This window comes from Alistipes sp. (assembly GCF_048465575.1).
Lineage (GTDB): Bacteria > Bacteroidota > Bacteroidia > Bacteroidales > Rikenellaceae > Alistipes.
Genome location: NZ_DBFWLG010000002.1, coordinates 69,952 through 86,895, shown reverse-complemented (window position 1 = coordinate 86,895; position 16,944 = coordinate 69,952). Strand labels below are relative to the sequence as shown.

Below are 16,944 nucleotides of genomic sequence, written 5' to 3'. Positions count from 1 at the left end.
GGAACAAATCGAACGCAAGATAGCCAAGCACCGCGAACCCTCCTCGCGGTACGTTCCGTTAAAATTCCGGCAGCCGTCCGCAAAGCGCATTTTACGTACTCCTGCCCGGACCGCTCACTCGCCCGGGTCGTGGAGGTAGCCCTCCTCGTCGTAGACCGGGCGGTCGTCCTCGACGATCTCATCCACGCCATCCGGAATGCGGTCGTCCTCGGCGATCCGGGTGGCGAGGAGGTCCTCCTCGACGAGGTTCTCGTCGCGTTCGTTTCCCGCAAAGCCGTTGTTGGAGGTGGAGAAGACGGTGCGGTCGTTGTGGAATCTGACTTTCGGCATGGCTCTATCTATTTATATCCGGGTCGCCGCAACAACGATACCACGTTTCACCCGCCGGGCGCGGGCAAATCCGGAATCGGGGTAGGGATTCAGGTAACGCGGGTACGGACATTTGGCTGCGAATCGCTAATTTTGCACCGTGAACCAATACCAGCATACCATGCACGAAAACGACTTGCAACCGCTCTGCAATCGCCTGCGTGGGGAGCGGTGCTCCTGCGTGATCCGGAGCGGCCGAACGATCCGCCTTTTCCGCCAGCGGGGCGTCAGGGATCTCTACCAGCTGCTTCGGGACGAACCGGAGTTCCTGCGCGGAGCCCTCGTGGCCGACAAGGTGGTGGGCAAGGGGGCCGCGGCCCTGATGATCCTGGGCGGCGTCGAGGCCCTCCATGCCGGGGTGCTGAGCGAGCCGGCCCGCGACCTGCTTGTCGCGGCGGGCGTCGAGACGCACTGCGACACGCTGGTGCCGCACATCGTCAACCGCTCGCAAACCGGCCGCTGCCCGCTCGAAAAACGGTGCGATGCGGCCGCAACCGCCGCCGAGTGCCTGCCGCTGATCGAAGCGTTCATCGCAACCCTGCCACCGCAAACAACATGAAAAAACTGCCGATTCTCCTGCTCACGCTGCTCGCCGAGCCCCTCGCGGCGCAGACCGACACGCTCGGGCGCATCCTCCCGATCGGCGAGGTGGTCGTTACCGGTACGCGCGACCGGACCGACATCCGCCACCTGCCGATGACCGTATCGGTCGTCGGCAGCCGGCAAATCGAGCAGGCGATGCAGCCCTCGCTGCTCCCCGTGCTGACGGAGCAGGTCCCCGGATTCTTCCACACGGCGCGCGGCGTACTGGGTTACGGCGTGTCGGACGGCGCGGCGGGCGGTATCTCGCTGCGCGGACTGTCCGGAGGCGCCGGACGGGTGATGGTGCTCATCGACGGACACCCGCAGTACATGGGGCTGATGGGCCACCCGATCGCCGATGCGTATCAGACCATGCTGGCCGGGAAAGTCGAGGTCGTGCGCGGCCCCGCTTCGGTGCTCTACGGTTCGAACGCCATGGGCGGCGTGGTGAACATCGTCACCGAGGGGATGCAGGCGGACGGCGTGCGGACCGGGCTGACGGCAGGCTACGGCTCCTACAACACGCTCCAGACCGCACTGACAAACCGCGTGCGCGGCGGACGCTTCACCGGCACGGTAAGCGGCTCGTACGACCGCACCGACGGCCACCGCGCCGACATGGGATTCGAGCAATACGGAGGCTATGCCAGACTGGGCTACGAGATAACCCGCGCGTGGCGTGTGCGGGCCGACGTGAACCTCACGCATTTCAACGCCTCGCAGCCCGGAGCCGTCACACGACCCATGCGCGACGCCGACCAGCGGATCACGCGCGGCATGACCTCCGTGGCCGTGGAGAACGATTACGGCAAGACGTCCGGCGCGGTGAGCTTCTTCCACAACTGGGGCCGCCACCGCATCAACGACGGCTACACGGCCGATCCCGACGACACGAACATTCCCAAGGAGTACCGGTTCCACTCGCGCGACCGGATGGCGGGCCTCTCGTGGTACCAGAGCGCCCGGTTCTGGCGCGGCAGCCGCCTGACTGCGGGGGTGGACTACTACCGTTTCGGCGGCGAGGCGTGGAACCGCTACGTCGCGGGCGAACGCCGCGGCCAGCGGTCGGAAATAGCGGACAAGACCCTCAACGAGGTGGCCGGATACGTCGATCTGAGGCAGGGCGTGGGGCGTTGGCTGACCCTCGACGCCGGGGTCCGGCTGGACCGCCACTCCCGGCTGGGCGTGGAGTGGGTGCCGCAGGCGGGCGTTTCGTTCCACCTGCCCCGGGCGGTCGAACTGAAGCTCTCCGCAGGCAAGGGCTTCCGCTACCCCACCATCCGCGAGATGTACATGTTCCCGCCCCAGAACCCCAATCTGAGGCCCGAGCGGATGTGGAACTACGAGATCGCCCTCTCGCAGCAGTTGCTGGAGGGACGGCTGACCTATGGCGTGAACCTCTTCTACATCGACGGCGAGAACCTGATCGTCGCCGTACCGCGCGAGGGCACCACCCCGCTCAACCGCAACACCGGAAAGATCGACAACGCGGGCGTCGAGGCCGAGGCCGCGTGGCGCATCGGCGCGGCCTGGACGGTCGACACGAATTACAGTTTCCTGCACATGGAGAACCCCGTACTGGCCGCGCCCGAGCACAAACTGCACGCCGGAGCGAATTTCGCCAAGGGACGATGGATGCTGTCGACGGGCGTGCAGTACGTCGCCGGTCTCTATACCGCGGTCCGAACCGGGGGCCGGGGCACAGAGCGGACCGAGGATTTCGTGCTGTGGAACCTGCGCGGCGAATTCCGCGCGGCCCGGTGGCTGCGCCTGTGGGCACGCGGGGAGAACCTGCTGGCCGCGCGCTACGAGATCAACGCGGGCTACCCCATGCCGCGGGCGACCGCTATGGCCGGAGTGAAGATGAACTTTTAACCGATACATACCATGCAAACGACAACCGTGAAACTCTATTCGCTGGAGTATAACGAAGCGAAAACCTACCTGGCGGCAGCGCTCTTCCTTGCGGGCAACCTCGCCCTGCCGCAGCTCTGCCATCTGGTGCATCTGGGCGGCCCCACGCTGCTGCCGATCTACTTTTTCACCCTCGTGGGCACCTACAAGTACGGCTGGCAGGCCGGGCTGCTGACCGCCCTCCTCTCGCCCCTGGCGAACTGGGCCCTGTTCGGCATGCCCGCAGCGGCGGTGCTGCCCGTGATCGTATTCAAGTCGGTGCTGCTGGCCCTCGTGGCCGCGTGGGCCGCGGCCCGCTTCCGCCGGGCCGGCGTGCTGCTGCTGGCCGGGGTCGTGCTGTGCTACCAGTTCCTCGGCACCCTGGGCGAGTGGGCCTATTGGGGCGACCTGCGGACCGCGGCGCAGGATTTTCGGATCGGCCTGCCGGGCATGCTGCTGCAAATATTCGGCGGCTGGGCCGTCATCAACCTGTTAATCCGCCGATAAGATGGCCAAAAAACTGGGATTCGGCTGCATGCGGCTGCCGCTGACCGATCCGAACGACCAGCGGTCGGTCGACATCCGCGAGGTGGAGCGGATGGCGGACCTCTTTCTCGAGAGGGGCTTCACCTATTTCGACACCGCCTACATGTACCACGATTTCACGAGCGAGTGCGTCGTGCGCCAGGCGTTGGTCGAGCGCCATCCGCGCGAACGTTTCATGCTGGCCTCGAAGCTCCCGACCATGTTCCTCAAGGAGGCGGCGGACCAAGAGCGCATCTTCGGCGAGCAGCTGGAAAAGTGCGGGGTCGACTATTTCGACTACTACCTGCTGCACAGCCTCAACGCCGCCAACTACCGCACTGCCGAGCGGCTGGGCAGCTTCGCGTTCGTCGCCCGCCAAAAGGCCGAGGGGCGCATCCGCCGCATCGGGTTCTCGTTTCACGACCGGGCCGAACTGCTCGACGAGATTCTGACGACACACCCCGAGACGGAGTTCGTGCAGTTGCAGATCAACTACCTGGACTGGGACAACGAGAGCATCCAGTCGCGCCGCTGCTACGAGGTGGCGCGCCGCCACGGCAAAGAGATCGTCGTGATGGAGCCGGTCAAAGGGGGTGCGCTGGCCCGCGTGCCCGAGGAGGTCGAGCGGCTCTTCCGCGCGGTGCGGCCCGACCTTTCGCCCGCCTCGTGGGCCGTGCGCTACGCCGCGAGCCTCGACGGGGTGACGATGGTGCTGAGCGGCATGTCCTCGATGGAACAGCTCGCGGACAACACGGCCTGCATGGAGCATTTCGAGCCGCTCGACCTGCGCGAGCGCGACACGGTGACCCGGGCGGTGGAGTTGCTCAACCGCGCGATCGCCATCCCCTGCACGGCCTGCCGCTACTGCGTGGCGGGGTGTCCGCAGCAGATCGCCATCCCCGAGTATTTCGCCCTCTACAACGCCGACCGCCAGTCGGTCAACAACATCTTCTCCATCCAGCAGGCGTACTACGAAAACTACGCCCGGTCGCACGGCCGGGCCTCGGCGTGCATCGCCTGCCGCAAGTGCGAGAAGATCTGCCCGCAACACTTGCCCATCGTCGAGTACCTCAGGGAGGTGGCCCGGACATTCGAATCCTGAAAAAAACGAATTTTGCTATGAAACGATTTGTAATGAGCTTTTTGTGCGCTGCCGCCGGCTGCGGCTGCGCAGGTGCCTCGGAACCCGCCGACAGTGAACCGACCGTCTATTTCATCCGCGAGATCACGCCCGCGAACCTGGTGCGCATCTACGAAGCGCTCGGACGCGAGGCCACGGGCAAGGTGGCTGTCAAACTCTCGACCGGAGAGCCCGGCGGGCATAATTTTCTGCAACCCGCGCTGATCGCTCCGCTGGTGCAAAAGATCGACGGCACGATCGTCGAGTGCAACACCGCCTACGGCGGCGGCCGCGCCAGCACCGCCGATCACCTCCGGGCCGCCGCCGACCACGGATTCACGGCCATCGCCCCGGTGGACATCATGGACTCGGAGGGCGAGACGGCGCTTCCGGTGCGCGGCGGCAAGCACCTCATGCAGAACTACGTGGGTTCGCACTACCCCGCCTACGACTTTACGGTGGTCCTCTCGCATTTCAAGGGACACGCCATGGGCGGCTTCGGCGGCGCGATCAAGAACATCTCGATCGGGATCGCCTCGGCCGCGGGCAAAGCATGGATACACACCGCCGGCAAGACCCGGACCGATCTGTGGAACAACCTCCCCGCGCAGGACGATTTCCTCGAATCGATGGCCGAGGCCGCCAAGTCGGTGGCCGACCACTGCGGCGAGCGGATTCTCTACATCAACGTGATGAACAACCTCTCGGTGGACTGCGACTGCGACGCCCACCCCGAAGCGCCCCAAATGGGCGACATCGGCATCCTCGCCTCGCTGGACCCCGTGGCGCTCGACAAGGCGTGCGTCGACCTGGTATATGCGTCCGAAGACCCGGGCAAGGTCCACCTGATCGAACGCATGGAGTCGCGCCACGGCATCCACACACTCGAACACGCCGAAGCGATCGGCGTGGGGACACAGCAGTACGAACTCGTAACACTCGAATAGATGGAATACCGCACACTGGGCCGTACGGGCCTGCGGGTCAGCGCCGTAGCGCTCGGATGCGAGGGCTTCGCAAACAAAACCTCCGAGGAGGTGCGCGCCGATTTCGACCACGCCATCGAGCAGGGCGTCAATTTCCTGGACCTCTACGCCTCTGCTCCCGACCTGCGCAGCGCGATCGGCGCGGCGCTCCGGGGCCGGCGCGAGCGGATGGTCATCCAGGGCCACCTCTGCTCGGTCTGGGAGGAGGGGCAGTACCTGCGTTCGCGCGACCTGGAAAAGTGCCGCGCGGCGTTCGACGACCTCATCGCAAGGCTCGGCACCGACTACGTGGAGATCGGCATGATCCATTACGTCGACAGCGACGCGGACCTCAGCGCGGTGCTGGAGGGACCCGTGCTGCAATACGCCCGGCAGTTGCGCGCCGAGGGGCGCATCCGCCACATCGGGCTGAGCAGTCACAACCCCACGGTGGCCCTGCGGGCCGCCGAGTCGGGAGCCATCGATGTCCTGATGTTCTCGGTGAATCCCTGCTACGACCTGCTGCCCCCGAGCGACGACGTGGAGACGCTCTGGTCCGACGCGAGTTATGCAAACGACCTGCACGACATCGACCCCGAGCGGCAGCGGCTCTATGAGTTTTGCGCCCGCGAGGGAGTGGGGATCGACGTGATGAAGGCCTACGGCGGCGGGGACCTGCTCAGCGACGCCAACTCGCCGTTCGGACGGCCGCTCACCCCCGTGCAGTGCATCGAATACGCCCTGACGCGCCCGGCGGTCGCGGCCGTGATGGTCGGCTGCCGCAGCCGCGCGGAACTGGAGGCCGCGCTGGCCTGGTGCTCGGCGACACCCGACGAGCGGGACTACGCCCGGGCGCTGGCCGGTCTGGAGCGGTTCTCGTGGGAGGGGCACTGCATGTATTGCGGCCACTGCGCCCCCTGCACCGCGGGGATCGATATCGCCTCGGTGAACAAGTTTTACAACCTCACCGCGGACGGTGCCCCGATTCCGGAGACCGTGCGCGAACACTACCGTTCGCTCGCGCACCACGCCTCGGAGTGCGTCGCCTGCGGCCGCTGCGAAACGAACTGTCCGTTCGGCGTCGGGATCATCGACCACATGCGCCGAGCCGCCCAGCGGTTCGGGTATTGATGCGAAGCCCCGGAATCCACACCAGATTCCGGGCTTTTTCTCTCTCGATTAACGCAGAATCCGGAATCGGGGTAACATCCCCCGTAACGGGGATAACCCGCGAAAGCCGGTCGGGTCGTAACTTTGCACTGCATAACCAATAAAACCGACACGCATGAAACCATCATCCATTTTAATTGCAGCATTTCTTATGACAACCACCCTTTCCTCCGCGCAGACCGATGCGGACAATTTCTACACCAGCGACCGCGTACAGGTCGAAAAAGTCTCGTTCGAAAACCTCTACCGGATGCAGGTCGGGGCCAACCTCTACCGGCCCGCCGATCTCGGGGAGGGCGAAAAGCGTCCGGCCGTGATCGTCGGCCACCCGATGGGCGCCGTCAAGGAGCAGAGCGCCAACCTCTATGCCGTCAAACTGGCCGAACGGGGCTTCGTGACCCTCTCGATCGACCTCTCGTTCTGGGGCGACAGCGAGGGCCGGCCGCGCAACGCCGTACTGCCGGACCTCTATGCGGAGGACTTCAGCGCCGCGGTCGATTACCTCGGCACCCGCGCCTTCATCGACCCCGAGCGGATCGGTGCGGTGGGAATCTGCGGCAGCGGCAGCTTCGCCATCAGCGCCGCGAAGATCGACCCGCGGCTCAAAGCCGTGGCTACGGTGAGCATGTACGACATGGGCGCCGCCAGCCGCAACGGGCTCCGCAACGCCCTGACGACGCAAGCGCGCAAGGAAATTCAGGCCGAAGCGGCGCGGCAGCGCTACGTCGAGTTCCGCGGAGGCGAGACCCGCTACACGAGCGGCACGGTACGCGAGCTGACCGAGGATTCCTCGCCCGTCGAACGGGAATTTTATGCGTTCTACCGCACCCCGCGCGGTGAATTTACGCCCGCAAGCGCCGATCCCCGGACCACGACGCAACCCACGCTGACGAGCAACGTCAAATTCATGAATTTCTACCCGTTCAACGACATCGAGACCATCTCGCCCCGGGCGCTGCTCTTCATCACGGGGTCCGAAGCCCATTCGCGCGAATTCTCCGAGGACGCCTACCGCCGGGCCGCCGAGCCCAAGGAGCTCTACATCGTACCGGGCGCCGGACACGTCGATCTCTACGACCGCACCGCACTGATTCCGTTCGACAAGCTGGAGGCATTTTTCAACGTAAATCTCAAATAGCGATGACGCTCGACCGATTTCTCGAATACGTCCGAACGGGACAGCCGTTAGACACCGAGGAGCTGCACTGCTTCATGGATCGCATGAGCGACCGGGCGCGGCGGATCACTTTCCGCCTCAACAGCGCCTACCGCACCCCCGACGAGGTGCGCCGGCTGCTCTCGGAACTTATCGGCTGCGAGGTCGATCCCACCGTGCGCCTCTTTCCGCCCCTCTACACCGATTTCGGACAAAACATCCGCCTCGGCCGCGAGGTCTTTATCAACGCCTGCTGCCACTTTCAGGACCACGGGGGCATTACGCTGGGCGACGGCTGCCAGATCGGTCACAACGTGGTCTTCGCCACGCTCGACCACGGCCTGGCCCCCGAGAAGCGCAAGACGACCTACCCGGCGCCCATCGTGCTGGGGCGGAACGTCTGGGTCGGGGCCAACGCCACGATCCTCCGGGGCGTCACCATCGGCGACAACGCCGTGGTGGCGGCCGGAGCGGTCGTCACGCGCGACGTGGAAGCCGGCACCGTCGTCGGGGGCGTCCCGGCCCGGGTGATCCGCAAAATCGAAAACAAGTAGCATATGGTACGCACCTGCATGACCCTGGCAACGATGTTCTCGCTGCTGTTGACGCCGGCGATCACTGCATGCGCCCCCGACGAAGCGCCGGAAACGCCGAGCGAAACGCCGCAACCCGAGCCCGGGCCGCAACCCGAGCCCGAGCCGGGACCTCCGGAAGAGAGCCGCATCCGGCTTCGCGTCGGATCGGCCGCATTCACCGTCCGGCTCCGCGACAACGCTGCGGCCGTCGCCTTTCTGTCGCTGCTGCCGCTGACTGTCGAGATGGACGACCTGAACGGCAACGAGAAATACCGCTACCTGCCGCAACCGCTGCCCACGACCGCGACCGTTCCCGGAACCATCCTTACGGGCGACCTGATGCTCTTCGGAACGGACTGCCTGGTGCTCTTCTACGAAACATTCCGGACAACGTACCGCTACACGCCCCTGGGTCGGGTAGAGCAGACCGAGGGGCTGGCAGAAGCCCTCGGCAGGGGAAACGTCGAGGTCGTGTTCGAATCCGAGTGACGATCCGGGTATCCTACCGAAAAAAATGCAGACGGCTCCCAAGGGAATCGTCTGCATTTTATTTCGGTGCCGGCATAAGTCGTCCGGCCGTTCAACGTGCCGCCAGGGATTCGGACTCCAGTTCGAGCAGGAATTTTTTGGCCCGCAGACCGCCGCCGTAGCCCGTCAGCGAACCGTCGCTGCCGATCACCCGGTGGCAGGGTGCGAACAGGGACAGGGCATTGGCCCCGTTGGCATTGGCCACCGCACGCACCGAGAGGGGCATTCCGATCCGGCACGCCATTTCGCGGTAGGAGATCGTCTCTGCGAACGGGATTTTCAGCAGTTCACGCCACACCGCGTTCTGGAATTCCGTGCCGGCGAACAGCAGCGGCACGTCGAACTGCCGGCGCTGGCGGGCAAAAAATTCGTCGAGCTGCCCGACAGCCTTTTCGAGGACCGCGGAGGCGCCCGGCTCGAAGCGGGCGCGCAGCAAACGTTTCAACCGCCGGTCCACGCGCTCGCGCCGGCTTTCGATCTGCCAGTCGCACAGGCAGAGCCGCTCGCCCAGCGAACCGAGCAGAAGCACGCCGCACGGCGATTGGTAACGGGTTGTCTTGATCGTGTTCTTCTCGTTCATCCTGTTGCAAATATAGGAAAAAGTTTCGATTCAACCACCTGCTGCGACTGCTCATTGCCCGGCAGGCGTTTCTTGCCGGTAAAAAAGGCGGACTCTGCACTAAAACGCTTTTCCATTCGCCTGTTTTTTCGTATCTTGTACCGGATTTTCCGGCAACGAACTACCCGGTGAAAAACAAGTAATTTGCAACCCCCGGAAAACCGAACTTAAAAACAGACTCCATGAAAAAATTCTTCAGCATGCTGCTCCCGGCCTCCGGGCTTCTGCTCTTCGTCGGCGGCAGTGCGGGCCGCATTTCGGCCGCGGAACCCGGAACTACTGAAAACCGGCTGCCGGATTGGGCGCTGGGCGGCTTCGTCCGGCCTGCGGGCGCCAACCCCGTGATCCTGCCCGATTCCGAGGTCAGGTTCTTCTGTCCGATGCGCAAGGATTCGGTCGGATGGATGGAGAGCGACACGTTCAATCCGGCCGCCACCGTCATGGACGGAGCCATCTGCGTCCTCTTCCGCGCCGAGGACAATTCGGCCACCGGCATCGGCAAACGCACCTCGCGCATCGGGCTGGCCCGGAGCCGGGACGGCGTCAGGATGCGCCTCGAACGCGAGCCGGTGCTCTTTCCGGCCGAGGATGCAATGAAAGCGTACGACTGGCCGGGCGGCTGCGAGGACCCCCGCGTGGCCGTCACCGAGGACGGGACCTACGTGATGCTCTACACCTCGTGGAACCGCCGCATTCCGCGGCTCAGCGTGGCCACCTCGCGCGACCTGGTGACCTGGACCAAGCACGGCCCGGCATTCGCCAAAGCCTACGACGGCCGCTTCCGCGACCTGAAGAGCAAGTCGGGGTCGATCGTGACCGAACTCGACGGCGGGAGGCTGGTCATTGCGCGCGTGAACGGAAAGTACATGATGTACTGGGGCGAACGGATGATCAATATCGCCACGTCGGACAACCTCGTGGACTGGACTCCCGAGCTCGACGCGAACGGCAATCTGAAAGGCGTGGTCTTCCCGCGCGAGGGCTATTTCGACAGCGCCCTGACCGAGTGCGGACCGCCGGCGATCGTAACCGACAAGGGGATTCTGCTGCTTTACAACGGCCAGAACCGGCTCGGCGAGGGGCGCGACAAGCGCTATCCGGCGCGCACCTACTCCGCCGGGCAGATCCTTTTCGACGCCAAAGAGCCCGGCAGGGTGATCGGGCGACTGGACGTACCGTTCTTCCGTCCGGTGGATGATTTCGAGAAGAGCGGCCAGTACCGGGACGGGACGGTCTTCATCGAGGGGCTGGTCTATTTCGACTCCCGGTGGTATCTCTACTACGGCTGCGCCGACTCGCGGGTCGGGGTCGCCGTGTACGATCCGGCCCACCCGACTCCCGGAGACCCCGTGCCCTCTCGACCGGAACTATAAAAAGAGACGATCCGAAAATTCGGATCGTCTCTTTTTTCATCGCTCCTCTCCGGCTCGGGTCGGAGGCGGTCCCTGGTAGGAGCGCTGCATGCCGCCGAAATCGAGCACGACTTTCTGGAGCACCGTGCCGGCGTCGCCGCACAGGATTTTCAGCGTGTGGCGGCCGGGTTTGCCGATGTGGAGCGTGGTCTTGTTCACGCGGCAGTTTCGCAGCACGCTCTCGTACCAAATCTGCGCATATTCGATCGACGAGGTCGAGGGGTTCATCACCGGACCCTCGTCGATCGAGACGCCGTACTGGGTTTCGAGGTTGGTCGCCTCGTGTCCGGCGTATCCCCGGTCGGCACTGATGACGAACGTAGGCAGCACGTAGGTATAGATGTCGACCGAACCCTGCTCGAACGTGTAGAAATCGTATTCCACCGTGGGCACGTCGCGCCGCCGGGTGTTCTGCTTGGGCCGGGTCGGATCGCCCAGCTGGAGCGCCGTGTTCTCCACACCGAGCAGCGGAACGGGCCGGATGCAGATCGCGTCGTTCTCGCGCTTGCGGTGGAACTCCGCCGCAGGAATCGAAATATACCCGTTGTGCTGGACATACAATCCGTCGAGTTCCTCGCGCGTGGGTGAGGCCGGATTGAATACCGAGACCAGCACGCGGCGGCTCTCCCCGTTCGCTGCGGCGATGGTCAGCGAGCCCGACACCTCGTCTCCGACGGGCACCTTGTCCCAGTCCACCGAGACCTCGATCCGCTCCTCGGTGTGGGTCGTGCCTGCCGTCCGGCTCAACACGATCCATTCGTCGCTGGCCGAAGCGCTCCACGCCAGCGGTTCGCGCCCCTTGTTATAGACGTCCACGAAATAGGAGCGACGCACGAACGTATCGAACGTCGGGAGCAGGTGGAAGCTGCGCAGTCCTTTCATGATCTCCTCGCCCTCAACCGCGATTCCCAGGGACGCCCCGGGCGCGAGCGAGGCGCTTCTGAGCTCGGGGAGCTGGAAATAGGAGGCGGCGAATCCCTGGTTCATCGTCATCACATGGTCCCACTTGCCGTCCAAAAGGGCGTTGTAGCCCGCCGTGATGAGGCGCAGGCTGTCGTGGCAGCGGCGGCTTTCGGCGGCCAGGGAATCGGTCGCGGCACGCTGCTGGGTGGCGTAACGGCGGTTCTGCTGTCCGCGCAGCACCATCCGGTTCAGGAGTTCGCACGCTTTCACCGGATAGTAGAGCACCTGGTAGAAGCACGCCTTGTTCGCTTCGGGCATTTCCTCCATCAGAGCGTCGACCTCACAGGCGATCCGCGCGTAGTCCGCGAGCCGCCGGTCGGCCTCGCGGTAATTGGCAAACGAGAAGTCGGTGTCGGTGTTGCGCTCCCTGCCGTGTTTGTCCGTGGCCCACTGGTAGCCCCAGCCCATGAATTCGGGCTTGCGGATGAATGCGAGGTGGTAGAACGTGTCGGAAATTTCGCGGAAACGGTCGAAATACTCCGCTCCCAGGAGGCCGCTCATCCACTCGGCGCGGTAATCCGCGGCACGCTGAAAGTCGAACGAGTCGATGTCCCAGGCCATCGCCAGAAAGAGATCGACCGCGAATTCGCACGACTTGATGTCGCCGGCATTGAGCAGCCAGACGCGGTCGGCCGTCGAGTCGTAGGCCTTGCGCAACTCCTCGTACATGAGCGTGGGCGAGGTGGTGTTCATCCACAGGTAGTCGTGCGGACGGCCCAAGTAGGAGGAGTGGTAGTAAACGCCCGAACGCCCCGAGCGCTGCTGCTCCGCGGGGCTGCTCAGGCGTTTCATGTAGCCGTAGTTGTCGTCGGGCCAGATGATCGTCACGTCGTCCGGAAGCTCCAGCCCCCGGTTGTAGACATCGAGCACCTCCTTGTAGGGCGTGAACACCTGCGGAATCTCCTCCGCGGGCCGGCCCAACACGTCGGAGAGAATCTGCCGCTGCGAGAGCAGCGCCTCCTGCATGGTGGCCTTTCGGGCGTCGAGGTCCTCGCTGCCGGCCATCGCCCGGTCGTGCAGACCTCTGAGGGCCAGCGTGTAGACGTTCTCGTAGGGAGCCGACGTCTCGACGCGCTCTTTCAGAACCCGATCCACTCCGGCCCGGTTATTCACGTAGTCCCACTCGCCCATCGTCTTTGAATCCCACTCGCTGGCGGTATTCAGCCCCAGCGGTTCGCAGTGCGACGAGCCGATGGCAATCGCGTAGCGGTCGGCGATCGCCTTGTTTTCGGGAATCTTGTAAAAGGCCGTCGTCGCGTCGTGCATCGCCGGGGCCAGGTAGTTCGCCTGCAGGCGTAGCAGCAGCTCGCACACTTTCTCGTACGTCTTGGGGCCGATATTGCCCAGCTCTTTCTCGAAATTCCGCTTCGCCCAGCGGTAGAGGCCCCAGTCCTCGTCGTTGATGAAGATGCCGCGGTACTTTACCGAGGGGCTCTGCGACGCATAGTCCGTCACGCGCAGCGTCAACCGGTCGCGATGACGGACGGGAGCGTCGGCCCACCAGTACCAGGGATTCACGCCGATGGCGCGCGAAAAGGAGAGCAGGCCGTAGGCCGTGCCGCGGCGGTCGCTGCCCGCAATGACGAGCGCCTTGCGCACGCCGTGTCCGGGACGGTCGACCAGCCGGACGGCGTAGCGCTCCCAGCCGCCCTCGACAGCCGAAACGTCGATCTTTTTCGCCGCGATCAGTTCGTCGATCCAGCCGCTCTGGCCGATCGTTCCGACGACGAGAGCGCAGCGCGTCCCCGCGGGGAGTTCCCGCCCGGCGACGACCGGGATTTCGCGGCCCGTCACGCGGGCGACATCCGCGGCAAACAGCCCGGCGGCGGTCTCGACGACCGGGGCGTCTGCGGCGTCGTAGCAGAGTGCCGCACGGGAATCCGCGCCGACCAGTTCGAAATCCGAGCGTGCGGCGGCCCTGTCGGTCAGCACAACCTGTGCTTGCAGCGCCGCGGCCTGCATCCACAGCAGGACGAAAATGAAGAGGGTTTTTCGTATCATCGTTTTCTCAAAATTTGAAAGTGGGAAAAGGCCCGAAGAGTCGTCTTCGGGCCTTTCCGATCAGAGTACCCGACGGCTATCTTCTTTCGCGGCCGAGGTAGAATTCGTTGATCTGGATGGTGCCTCCCGGGTTGGTCCCGCCGTAGGCCGTGCCGCGTGCGCAGTAGAAGCCCAGGAAAGGCGATACCGTGCTGACATCGTTCCAGCCGATAAAACGCAGGTAGCGGTAGTCGTTCTCCGGGATGGGAACATTGTCCGTCAGGAGGTTCTCATACACATTCGGATCGGGCGTCAGCGCGACGCGCTCGGCGACCAGCTCGAAATTCGTGCCGTCGTTGCTGCCCTCGATGCGGTTGAAGCCCCACCAGCGGACGAGGATGTTCTTGTTGTTGTTGCCCTCGGGACGGTGGCGGATGCGCAGGTAGTTGACCATGCCGGGGTTGTCGCCGCGGTCGATCTGGAACCAGATTTCGGCGTCGGCCGGAATGCTCGAAGCCCGGCCCGGACGGTCCATCGAAAGGGTCGTGCTCTGGCTGCCGTCGATCGCGGCGGTCGCGCTGCTTCCGATCGAGCTGTCGGCTTTCCAGCCGTGCGAGAAGCTCATCGACCATTTGCTGCGATCCCAGTCGCCGAAGAACTCGGTGATCGTAACGCCGATCGACGCCTTGATCTCGGGATGGTTTCGGGCGGCGGCCGTAATCGTTACCTCGCCGCTTCGGTGACAGATCATGCGGCCGGTTTCGGCGTTCACCGATGCGATCTGGGGATCGGAGGAGGAGAAGACCACGCCCTCGTTCTGGTCGAACGGCTCGACCGAAACGTAGAGGCTGTAACCGACTCCGGCATAGGCCTCCATGGAGGGGTTGGAGAACGAGATCGACTCGATGTCGATCGGAATCTGGTCGACGACCGTCAATGCGAAATAGGTTTCGATGCCGCTCACGTAGATCGAGATCATGGTGATACCGGCCTTGTGGGCCGTGATGATGCCTTTCGGGCTGACCGTGGCCACCTCGACGTTCGAGGAGTAAAACAGCTCCGCCAGGTCGGTGGCGTTTTCGGGCAGCACGGTCACTTTCAGCGATACGTCCCTCGTTTCGCCGACCTCCATTACGATGCCGCCGCTCAACTCCTCGTCGAGCACGACGCTCTGGGCGGGAACCTCCATCGTCCCCGGTTCGGGCACGCCGTCTTCGCAGCCCGCGCACAGCAGGGCCGCCGCGGCAAAGAGACAAATTGTTATCCTTTTCATAATCTGAATTTCTATTTTTTTCGGTTAAAGATTCCTAACTCCGGCGGCGGACGAGCCCCCGCCGGAGCCGGAAAGTTTATTCATCGAGACCGAGGTACAGTTCCGCGAACTGGCAGGTCTTGGCGCTTCCCGCGAAGCAATCCTTTTTCCCGACGAATTTAAGGTAGCGGTACGTCACCGCAGCCGGGAGCCGGATATTCGACGAGGTGTGGTACTTGTCGATGTTGCGCGATCCGCCGTCGTTGGGGTCGATGCCCGGTGCATTGTCCAGGTTCGGAACCGTGACCCCGGCAGCGATCTGGGTGAAATTCACCCCGTCGTTGCTGCCCAGAATCGCCGAAAATTTCTTCCAGCGGCAGTTGCGGTCGGTATTGCGGCAGGACTGGTGCATCAGGCGGAAATAGTTCACCGACTGCTCCCGGCCCATGTCCACCACGAACCACGCTTCGCCGTCGTCGGTGGTGGGTTTGGTCAGACCGAAATTCGATCCTTTCACATCCTTGAATACCCCGGGATCGAAAACGCCGTCGAACGGGGCCGTCTTGCTGCCCGCGGTGCCGCTGATCGCACCCGAATTGGCCGACACCTGCCACCCCGTGCGATCGAGGTCATGCGGATCGGTGACGTTGACAGCGAAATAGGCTTTCTTTGCTCCTGCACCCTTGAAATCGTTGGTTTCATTGCTCTTGGCCAGGATGACGAATGTGACCGTACCGACGCCCTTGCAGGTAACGATACCGTTTTCGTCGATCGTGGCTACCTCCTCGGGACCGTAGGCGACGTATTTGACCCCTTCGGTCTGGTTCGCGGGCGTCAGCTGGAGCTGCGAAAAGAGGTCGAATGTCGTGTTCTGCCCCAGAACGACCGAGGCCGAGCCCTGGATGGCGGTGGCTCCGTTCTCGATTTCGATCTTTTCGAGTGCCACCGTCACATCTTCGGCGACGGTCAGTAAGAACGAGGCCGAAATGCCGTCGACGGTGACCGTGATCGTCGTCGTGCCCACTGCATGCGCAGTTACCAGGCCCTCGGAGCTGACCGTGGCGACGGTCTCGTCCGACGATGCGTAGCTTTCGGAGCGCTCCGAGGCATTCTCAGGCTGAACGGTCGCCTTGCCCGCGATGTCGAGCGTTGCGTTGGGCTTCAGCGTCACGCCCGCGCTCAACTCATCGGGCAGCGTAACCGACTCGACGGAGACCTTTTCGACCGTGAGGGTGAACTGGGCCGACTTGCCGTCGGCGGAGATGGTGATCGTCGCCTGGCCGATGGCGATGGCCGAGACGAGGCCCTCCTCGCTGACCGACGCGATCATCGGATTCGACGAATTGTAGCTTTCGGTTGGGTCTGTGGCGTTGGCGGGGATGATCGTCGCCTTGCCTGCAAGGTCGAGCGTCGCACCCAGTTTCAGCGTGACGCCGCCGGCCAGCTCTTCGGGCAGCGTAACCGATTCGACGGGAATCCGCTGCGCCTCGACTTTGACCTCGAAATGCGCGTGTTTGCCGCCCACCGTGATCGTTATCATCGCCAGGCCCGGCTTCAGGGCTTCGACGCGGCCGGCCGCGTCGACCGAAACGGTCTGGGGGTCCGACGACTCGTAGGTTTCGGTTTTGTCCGTGGCCTGTTCGGGGCGCACCGTCACTTTGCCGGCGATGTCGGCCGTCTGGCCCACGACCAGCGTGATGCCGCCGCTGAGCGACGAATCGAGAGCGATCGCCGAGACGGGAATCGTCGTGTCGGTGTCGGAGCTGTCGGAACAGCCCGCACCCAGCAACGCCGCCGCTGCGAACAGAAATATGCTGATTTTTTTCATCATCGTA

15 protein-coding genes are annotated in these 16,944 nt (G+C 64.0%); 10 read left to right on the top strand and 5 right to left on the bottom strand.

What is annotated here, in order from left to right; genetic code table 11:
* Positions 1-114: 114 nt before the first annotated feature.
* Positions 115-330: a hypothetical protein gene (locus ACMQ11_RS00380; protein ID WP_418990671.1), complete on the bottom strand. Its 216-nt coding sequence runs from the start codon at positions 328-330 to the stop codon at positions 115-117.
* 160 nt (positions 331-490) lie between these two features.
* Here ACMQ11_RS00380 and ACMQ11_RS00375 point away from each other — a divergent pair, with 160 nt between their 5' ends.
* From ACMQ11_RS00375 to ACMQ11_RS00335, 9 genes are all read left to right on the top strand, one after another.
* Positions 491-928: a DUF1893 domain-containing protein gene (locus ACMQ11_RS00375; protein ID WP_418990670.1), complete on the top strand. Its 438-nt coding sequence runs from the start codon at positions 491-493 to the stop codon at positions 926-928.
* Positions 925-2,826 (top strand): TonB-dependent receptor, encoded by a 1,902-nt coding sequence (locus ACMQ11_RS00370; protein ID WP_418990669.1) that lies wholly within the window; start codon positions 925-927, stop codon positions 2,824-2,826. Before ACMQ11_RS00375 ends, ACMQ11_RS00370 begins: the two co-directional genes overlap by 4 nt.
* Positions 2,827-2,838: 12 nt before the next feature.
* Positions 2,839-3,351 (top strand): ECF transporter S component, encoded by a 513-nt coding sequence (locus tag ACMQ11_RS00365; protein ID WP_418990668.1) that lies wholly within the window; start codon positions 2,839-2,841, stop codon positions 3,349-3,351.
* A 1-nt stretch (position 3,352) separates the two neighbouring features.
* A complete protein-coding gene (locus tag ACMQ11_RS00360; protein WP_418990667.1) occupies positions 3,353-4,471 on the top strand; it encodes an aldo/keto reductase in 1,119 nt (372 codons plus the stop codon).
* 17 nt (positions 4,472-4,488) lie between these two features.
* Positions 4,489-5,436: a DUF362 domain-containing protein gene (locus ACMQ11_RS00355; RefSeq protein WP_418990666.1), complete on the top strand. Its 948-nt coding sequence runs from the start codon at positions 4,489-4,491 to the stop codon at positions 5,434-5,436.
* A complete protein-coding gene (locus ACMQ11_RS00350) occupies positions 5,437-6,585 on the top strand; it encodes an aldo/keto reductase (protein WP_418990665.1) in 1,149 nt (382 codons plus the stop codon).
* A 154-nt stretch (positions 6,586-6,739) separates the two neighbouring features.
* Positions 6,740-7,762, top strand: coding sequence for an alpha/beta hydrolase (locus ACMQ11_RS00345; RefSeq protein ID WP_418990664.1), 1,023 nt, complete (start codon positions 6,740-6,742; stop codon positions 7,760-7,762).
* Positions 7,763-7,764: 2 nt separating this feature from the next.
* Positions 7,765-8,334: a DapH/DapD/GlmU-related protein gene (locus ACMQ11_RS00340; RefSeq protein ID WP_418990663.1), complete on the top strand. Its 570-nt coding sequence runs from the start codon at positions 7,765-7,767 to the stop codon at positions 8,332-8,334.
* Positions 8,335-8,337: 3 nt separating this feature from the next.
* The gene (locus ACMQ11_RS00335) at positions 8,338-8,844 is read left to right on the top strand and encodes a cyclophilin-like fold protein (RefSeq protein ID WP_418990662.1); all 507 of its coding nucleotides are present in this window, start codon (positions 8,338-8,340) and stop codon (positions 8,842-8,844) included.
* 91 nt (positions 8,845-8,935) lie between these two features.
* Here the strand turns inward: ACMQ11_RS00335 and ACMQ11_RS00330 are convergent, their stop codons facing one another.
* On the bottom strand, positions 8,936-9,463 hold the full coding sequence (locus tag ACMQ11_RS00330) for a methylated-DNA--[protein]-cysteine S-methyltransferase (protein ID WP_418990661.1): 528 nt from the start codon (positions 9,461-9,463) through the stop codon (positions 8,936-8,938).
* A 221-nt stretch (positions 9,464-9,684) separates the two neighbouring features.
* Here ACMQ11_RS00330 and ACMQ11_RS00325 point away from each other — a divergent pair, with 221 nt between their 5' ends.
* Positions 9,685-10,875 carry a glycoside hydrolase family 130 protein gene (locus tag ACMQ11_RS00325; protein WP_418990660.1) on the top strand — a complete coding sequence of 397 codons (1,191 nt, stop codon included), beginning with the start codon at positions 9,685-9,687 and terminating at the stop codon, positions 10,873-10,875.
* A gap of 36 nt (positions 10,876-10,911) precedes the next feature.
* Here the strand turns inward: ACMQ11_RS00325 and ACMQ11_RS00320 are convergent, their stop codons facing one another.
* The 3 genes from ACMQ11_RS00320 to ACMQ11_RS00310 form a co-directional block, all read right to left on the bottom strand.
* Positions 10,912-13,878: a glycosyl hydrolase 115 family protein gene (locus ACMQ11_RS00320; RefSeq protein ID WP_418990659.1), complete on the bottom strand. Its 2,967-nt coding sequence runs from the start codon at positions 13,876-13,878 to the stop codon at positions 10,912-10,914.
* Between the two features lie 76 nt (positions 13,879-13,954).
* The gene (locus ACMQ11_RS00315; RefSeq protein WP_418990658.1) at positions 13,955-15,130 is read right to left on the bottom strand and encodes an Ig-like domain-containing protein; all 1,176 of its coding nucleotides are present in this window, start codon (positions 15,128-15,130) and stop codon (positions 13,955-13,957) included.
* 76 nt (positions 15,131-15,206) lie between these two features.
* Positions 15,207-16,937: an Ig-like domain-containing protein gene (locus tag ACMQ11_RS00310; protein WP_418990657.1), complete on the bottom strand. Its 1,731-nt coding sequence runs from the start codon at positions 16,935-16,937 to the stop codon at positions 15,207-15,209.
* Positions 16,938-16,944: the final 7 nt, after the last annotated feature.

Coding starts and splice junctions, on each gene's coding strand:
- ACMQ11_RS00380 (WP_418990671.1), bottom strand. CDS start 330: ATGCCGAAAGTCAGATTCCACAACGACCGCACCGTCTTCTCCACCTCC.
- ACMQ11_RS00375 (WP_418990670.1), top strand. CDS start 491: ATGCACGAAAACGACTTGCAACCGCTCTGCAATCGCCTGCGTGGGGAG.
- ACMQ11_RS00370 (WP_418990669.1), top strand. CDS start 925: ATGAAAAAACTGCCGATTCTCCTGCTCACGCTGCTCGCCGAGCCCCTC.
- ACMQ11_RS00365 (WP_418990668.1), top strand. CDS start 2,839: ATGCAAACGACAACCGTGAAACTCTATTCGCTGGAGTATAACGAAGCG.
- ACMQ11_RS00360 (WP_418990667.1), top strand. CDS start 3,353: ATGGCCAAAAAACTGGGATTCGGCTGCATGCGGCTGCCGCTGACCGAT.
- ACMQ11_RS00355 (WP_418990666.1), top strand. CDS start 4,489: ATGAAACGATTTGTAATGAGCTTTTTGTGCGCTGCCGCCGGCTGCGGC.
- ACMQ11_RS00350 (WP_418990665.1), top strand. CDS start 5,437: ATGGAATACCGCACACTGGGCCGTACGGGCCTGCGGGTCAGCGCCGTA.
- ACMQ11_RS00345 (WP_418990664.1), top strand. CDS start 6,740: ATGAAACCATCATCCATTTTAATTGCAGCATTTCTTATGACAACCACC.
- ACMQ11_RS00340 (WP_418990663.1), top strand. CDS start 7,765: ATGACGCTCGACCGATTTCTCGAATACGTCCGAACGGGACAGCCGTTA.
- ACMQ11_RS00335 (WP_418990662.1), top strand. CDS start 8,338: ATGGTACGCACCTGCATGACCCTGGCAACGATGTTCTCGCTGCTGTTG.
- ACMQ11_RS00330 (WP_418990661.1), bottom strand. CDS start 9,463: ATGAACGAGAAGAACACGATCAAGACAACCCGTTACCAATCGCCGTGC.
- ACMQ11_RS00325 (WP_418990660.1), top strand. CDS start 9,685: ATGAAAAAATTCTTCAGCATGCTGCTCCCGGCCTCCGGGCTTCTGCTC.
- ACMQ11_RS00320 (WP_418990659.1), bottom strand. CDS start 13,878: ATGATACGAAAAACCCTCTTCATTTTCGTCCTGCTGTGGATGCAGGCC.
- ACMQ11_RS00315 (WP_418990658.1), bottom strand. CDS start 15,130: ATGAAAAGGATAACAATTTGTCTCTTTGCCGCGGCGGCCCTGCTGTGC.
- ACMQ11_RS00310 (WP_418990657.1), bottom strand. CDS start 16,937: ATGAAAAAAATCAGCATATTTCTGTTCGCAGCGGCGGCGTTGCTGGGT.